General features: G+C 70.5%; 5 protein-coding genes. 4 read left to right on the top strand and 1 reads right to left on the bottom strand.

The genetic code is table 11. The annotated features are described in order from the left end of the window. On the bottom strand, nucleotides 1-828 hold an 828-nt coding region (locus tag FNH08_RS43855), incomplete at its 3' end, for a LysR family transcriptional regulator (protein ID WP_152777088.1). A gap of 170 nt (nucleotides 829-998) precedes the next feature. Between FNH08_RS43855 and FNH08_RS43850 the strand changes: the two genes are divergently transcribed. The 4 genes from FNH08_RS43850 to FNH08_RS43835 form a co-directional block, all read left to right on the top strand. After that, nucleotides 999-2,144 carry a PrpF domain-containing protein gene (locus FNH08_RS43850; RefSeq protein ID WP_322726419.1) on the top strand — a complete coding sequence of 382 codons (1,146 nt, stop codon included), beginning with the start codon at nucleotides 999-1,001 and terminating at the stop codon, nucleotides 2,142-2,144. Nucleotides 2,145-2,247: 103 nt separating this feature from the next. Then, nucleotides 2,248-3,501, top strand: coding sequence for an SLC13 family permease (locus FNH08_RS43845; RefSeq protein WP_152777087.1), 1,254 nt, complete (start codon nucleotides 2,248-2,250; stop codon nucleotides 3,499-3,501). 107 nt (nucleotides 3,502-3,608) lie between these two features. Then, nucleotides 3,609-4,211 (top strand): TetR/AcrR family transcriptional regulator, encoded by a 603-nt coding sequence (locus FNH08_RS43840; protein WP_152777086.1) that lies wholly within the window; start codon nucleotides 3,609-3,611, stop codon nucleotides 4,209-4,211. Continuing rightward, on the top strand, nucleotides 4,208-5,287 hold a 1,080-nt coding region (locus FNH08_RS43835), incomplete at its 3' end, for a CocE/NonD family hydrolase (protein ID WP_152777085.1). The genes FNH08_RS43840 and FNH08_RS43835, both read left to right, overlap by 4 nt.

Below are 5,287 nucleotides of genomic sequence, written 5' to 3'. Positions count from 1 at the left end.
GGCGAGGAGGATGCGGCGGGTGGGTGCGGGTACGTCGGAGGCGAAGGGCAGGAGACGTACGTCGCTGCGGCGGCTGGTGAGGGCCAGACGGGGGGCGAGGGCGATGCCGAGCCCGGCGGCGACCATGGCCTGTGCCTCCTGGTAGTCGTGCGAGGAGTAGGCGATCCGCGGCTCGAATCCCGCCTGGCGACAGCTGCGACGCAGGACGTCGGCGACGGGATGGTTGTCGGCGCGGATGATCCACTCCTGGTCGGCGAGGTCGCCGAGCCGCACTGAGGGATGGGTGCGCAGGGACGAGTCGGCGGGGACCACCAGCACCGTGGGGTCGTCCAGGAGGTGCGTGAGGGAGAGCGCTGGATCGTCGAGGCGGTTCCACTCGTAGTCCCAGAGCAGCCCCTGCTCCACCTCCCCGGTGTGGAGCATCTCCCGGAGCTCCGCGAGAACCCCGGCCCGTACCTCGATGCGGATTCCGGTGTGGCGGCGACGGAAGCGGGTGAGCGCGAGGGGCAGCAGGGACGCGCTCGCCGTGGGGAAGGAACCGAGCCGCAGCGTGCCCTGGTCGAGGGCGGTGAAGGAGTCCAGGTCGGCCTGTGCGGCACGGAGTTCGCGACGGATCGCCTGGCCCCGTTCGGCCAGCGCGACTCCCGCCGGGGTGGGGCGGATGCCGCGCGGCAGCCGCTCGATCAGGGGCTGACCGGCCTCCCGCTCCAGCAGGGACATCTGCTGGGAGGCGGCCGACGTGGTCATGCCCAACGCCTCGGCAGCGGCGGTGAGCGAACCGCGTTCGGCGGCCTCGGTGAGCAGCAGCAGTCGGCGCACGTTCAGCATGCCTGGGACTTTAGCTGAGCTAAACCCATGTGAAGCGAACTGCGATTGTTCCGAAGTCACGCCTCTGCGAAGGTCTCCGCAATCGCCGAGCGGTTCACCGGCCCGCAATGCGCCCGTAACCACCGCCTCGGCCCTTCCCTCTCCCTCATTGATCAAGGAAGAGCTCAGACGTGCACACTCCCGCGACCCTGGTGCGTGGCGGCACCAGCAAGTGCTGGCTGTTCAACCAGGTCGACGTCCCCGCCGGCCGTGGCGAACTGGAGAAGCTGCTGGTCTCCGCGTACGGCGCCGCCGATCCCGTGGAACTGGACGGCGTGGGCGGGGCGACCCCCACCACCTCTAAGGCGGCGGTTGTCAGCGCCTCCCCCGAACCCGGCGTGGACGTGGACTATCTCTTCGCCCAGGTAGGCATCGGCACGGGCTCGGTCGAGTGGACGAGCAACTGCGGCAACTGCGCCACGGGGGTCGCGCTGTACGCGGTCGCAAAGGGCATGGTGGCGATCACCGGTGACCGGACTCGTGTGGTGATGCGCAACACCAACACCGGCGCGGTCCTCGAAGGGCTCGTGGACACCACCGGTGGCGTCGTACACCACTTCGGCCGCCAGACCGTACCCGGCACCCGTGCCGGCGGAGTCGCCGTCGGCCTCACCTTCCGCGATCCGGCCGGCGGCACCACCGGTTTACTGCTCCCCACCGGGCAGGCCGCGCAGGATCTGCCGGTCGCTGCCGCCGAGCCGGTGCGGGTGAGCATGGTGGACGCCGGAGCACCCGTCGTACTCATCGACGCCCTCGGCGCCGGACGCACCGGCGCCGAGCCACTGGAGCGGATGGGCACGGACGTGCCCTGGTTGCGCACTGTGCGTCATACCGCCGCACCGCTGATGGGGCTGCTCAAGCCGGGTGAGGAACCGGGCGACGCGGTGCCCAAAGTGGGCCTGGTGGGCCCGCCGGTGCCGTACACCACCACCCTCGGGGAGCAGATCGCGGCCGAGGACTACGACATCTCGGTGCGCATGCTCAGCATGAACGCCCCACACCCCGCGATCGGCCTGACCTCCGCCGTCGCCGTCGCGGCAGCCGGGCTCGTCGAGGGCTCAGTGGTCTGCCGGACCGCGGGTGGCCCGACCGAGGAATGGCTGCGTCTCGGCACACCCGCGGGCATCGTCGCGGTCCGCTGCACCGACGTAGGGGACGGCCTGCCGCGGCGGGTCACCGTGCAACGCGCGGCCCGGCTGCTCGCCGACGCCCGTATCTACGTCCCGGAAACAGGCCGCACCCCCGTCCCGGCGTCAGGCCGCACGCAAGCCGCCTGAACCGGGACGGACATCACCTCGGTCGGCCGGTCCCCCAGCCGTCCGCACCGGGATACCCTCGCGCCCTCGGGGCGCGCCCCTCCCCATCGCACCAAGGACAAAGATGTCTGCTGAAGTGATCTCCATAGGCGCGCTGCTGGTGATGTTCGTAGTCGGCACGGTGCTGCCGATCAACCTGGGCATCCTCGCCTTCGTCGCCACCTTCGCCGTCGGCACCGCCTCGCTCGGCCTCACCGAGGACGAGATCTTCGAGGGGTTCCCGGCGAAGCTCTTCGTCACCATCGTCGGGGTCACCTACCTGTTCTCCGTCGCCCGCCGAAACGGCACCATCGACTGGCTCGTCGCGGCCGGCGTACGGCTGGTGCGCGGCAAGGTCGCGCTCATTCCCTGGGTGCTGTTCCTGGTGGCCGCCCTGCTGACGGCGTTCGGTACGTTCACACCGGCCGCGGTCGCGATCCTCGCGCCGATCGGCATGAACTTCGCCTACCGCTACAAGCTCAACCCGTTGGTCGTCGGCATGATGGTGATCAGCGGCGGGCACGCGGGCGCGTTCTCCCCGCTCGCCGTGTCCGGTGCGTTGGTGCTCGGCCTGGTCGACAAGACCGAACTGCAGGTCTCCGCGGTGACGCTGTTCAGCGCCAGCTTCCTGATCAACCTGGTGCTCTCGGCACTCACCTACGTGCTGCTCGCCAAGCGCCCCGCCCCGCTGGCCGAGGGATCCGGAGAGGCGGACGAGGACGAGGACCTCGCCGTGTCCGGCAGGCCCGACTGGCGCCAGTGGCTCACCCTCGCCTGCCTGGTGGCGCTCGTGGTCGGCGCTCTCGGCTTCCATCTGGAGATCGGCTTCCTGGCTCTGGCGGCCGGTGCGCTGCTGGCCCTGGTGGACATGAAGCGGCAGGAGAAGGCCGTGGACGGCGTCAGCTGGTCCACCCTGCTGCTGGTCGCGGGCATGATGACCTACATCGCCATGCTGGAGAAGGCCGGCATCATCGAGAACATCTCCGCGCACGCGGCGGGCCTGGGCGCACCGGTCGCCGTCGCCCTGCTGCTGTGCTTCACCGTGGCCATCACGTCCGCCTTCGCCTCCTCCACGGCGATCCTCACCGCGATCATCCCGATCGCCGTGCCGCTGCTGCTCTCCAGCCACCTCAGCGCCGCCGGACTGATCGCCGCTCTCGCCGTCTCCACGACGATCGTGGACACCTCGCCCTTCTCCACCAACGGCGCACTCGTCCTCAGCAACGCCCGCGGGGTGGACCCCCGCCGCTTCTACCGCCAGGTCATCGGCTACACCGGCGGAATCGTCGCCCTCGGTCCTGTGGTGGCCTGGGGCGCGCTGGTCCTGCCCTGGTCGTAGCCGCGTCACGGACGGCCCGGGTCCGGATTCGAGGGGGCGCACCGGAGCCCCCTCGTTCCACATTTTAACGATTGTCTCTTTCTTGACACCTGTCTAGCATTCTGGTCATGCAGGATCGACAAGACCGCCGCGTGCTCCGCAATCGGACGGCCCTCATCGACGCCGCCGTCCGCCTGGTCTCCGAGCGGGGAACCACCGCGCTGCCCGTCGTCGACATCTCCGATGCCGCGGATGTCAGCCGCCAGCTCGTGTACATCCAGTTCGGGGACCGCGACGCGCTCCTTGTGGCGGCCGCGACCGACCTGGTCGAGCGGGAGCTCATCGCCGCCGAGGCGGGGGACGGCAACTCCTCGCCCCACGAGCGCCTGCTGGCCATGGCCCGGCACTTCGCCCGGCACCGGCCCTTCTACCGCGCGATGCTCACCGGGTCCTGCGCCTTCCCGATGAGCCGCGCGCTGAACAGGCTGTTCGGCTCCCTGATCACCACGGCGGGCCTGCGGGAGGTGTTCGGCGACCTCGACGAGACCACGGCCGAGGACCTGAAGGACCTGGTCACCGGCGGGACCGGCGCGATCGTCAACGACTGGGTGATCGAGGCGGAGGACCCCCTGGTCCCCGAGGAGCTGTCGGCCCGCCTGCTGCGCGTCACCTCGGCGTTCACCCGCACCCGCGCCAGCCCCACTCCTCCACCAGGAGGGCACCTCGGATGAACCTCGGCAGCCACCTCACGCAGCGCACCCTGCGTCTTCCTCCGCCCGTCACCAGGAACCTGACCATCGAACGCGACCTGCGCGTGCCGATGCGCGACGGGGCCGTCCTGCTGGCCGACCGCTGGATTCCGAAGTCCGGCGGCGACGGCCTGCCGACCGCGCTCATCCGCATTCCCTACGGCCGGGCCGGCCTGGTCGGCGGCCAGATGGCCAGGCCGTTGGCGGAGCGGGGCTTCCAGGTCCTCGTCCAGAGCACCCGGGGCACGTTCGGTTCCGACGGCCCCTTCGACCCGCTGCGCCGCGAAAGGGAGGACGGTCTCGACACCCTCGACTGGGTGATCGAACAGTCCTGGTTCGGTGACTCGATGATCCTCTACGGCCCCAGCTACCTCGGCTTCGTCCAGTGGGCCGTCGCGGACGCCGCACCGCCCCAGGTCAAGGCCATGATCCCGGTGGTCTCCGAGTCGGCCCTCACCCTGGAGTTCCTTCGCTCGGACGGTTTCTCCCTGGAGACGCCGTTCGGCTGGGCCGTCCAAGTCGCCGGGCAGGAACGCCGGTTCGCCATGCCCCGGGCGATGCTGGGCGTGAAGAAGGTCCGGCGCGCCCTGCACACACTGCCCCTGAACCAGGCCGACACCGCTGCCATCGGGCACCGCTACGACTACGTCCAGAACATCCTCGACCACGACGACACGACGCCGTTCTGGCGAGGTCTCGACCACCGCCACCGAGTCTCCGACATCACCGTGCCCGTGAGCAGCGTCGGCGGCTGGTACGACATCTTCCTGCCCGGCCAGCTCCGCGACCACCGCGTCCTCCAGGAGGCCGGCCGCACTCCCCTCCGCCTCACCGTCGGCCCGTGGGGACACACTTCGATGGGTGTGGGTCCTGCGGCCTTCGGCGAGGCTCTCGACTTCGGCCTCGCCCTGTGCCGTGGCCAGGAGCCGGCCGAGCGGGCACCGGTGCGCCTGTACGTCATGGGCCAGGAGAAGTGGCGCGACTTCCCCTCCTGGCCGCCCCCGGGATACGAGCCCCGGCGCCTCCACCTCCAGCCGGACGGCGGCCTCTCCCCCGAC

Origin of the sequence: Streptomyces spongiae (assembly GCF_009377185.1) — a bacterium.
Taxonomy (GTDB): Bacteria; Actinomycetota; Actinomycetes; order Streptomycetales; family Streptomycetaceae; genus Streptomyces; species Streptomyces spongiae.
Note: the sequence above shows the minus strand (reverse complement) of the source record. Positions and strands in the feature narration are given on the sequence as shown.

What these genes read in the sequence shown, in the direction of transcription:
- FNH08_RS43845 (WP_152777087.1), top strand. Translation starts at nt 2,248, where the DNA reads ATGTCTGCTGAAGTGATCTCCATAGGCGCGCTGCTGGTGATGTTCGTA.
- FNH08_RS43840 (WP_152777086.1), top strand. Translation starts at nt 3,609, where the DNA reads ATGCAGGATCGACAAGACCGCCGCGTGCTCCGCAATCGGACGGCCCTC.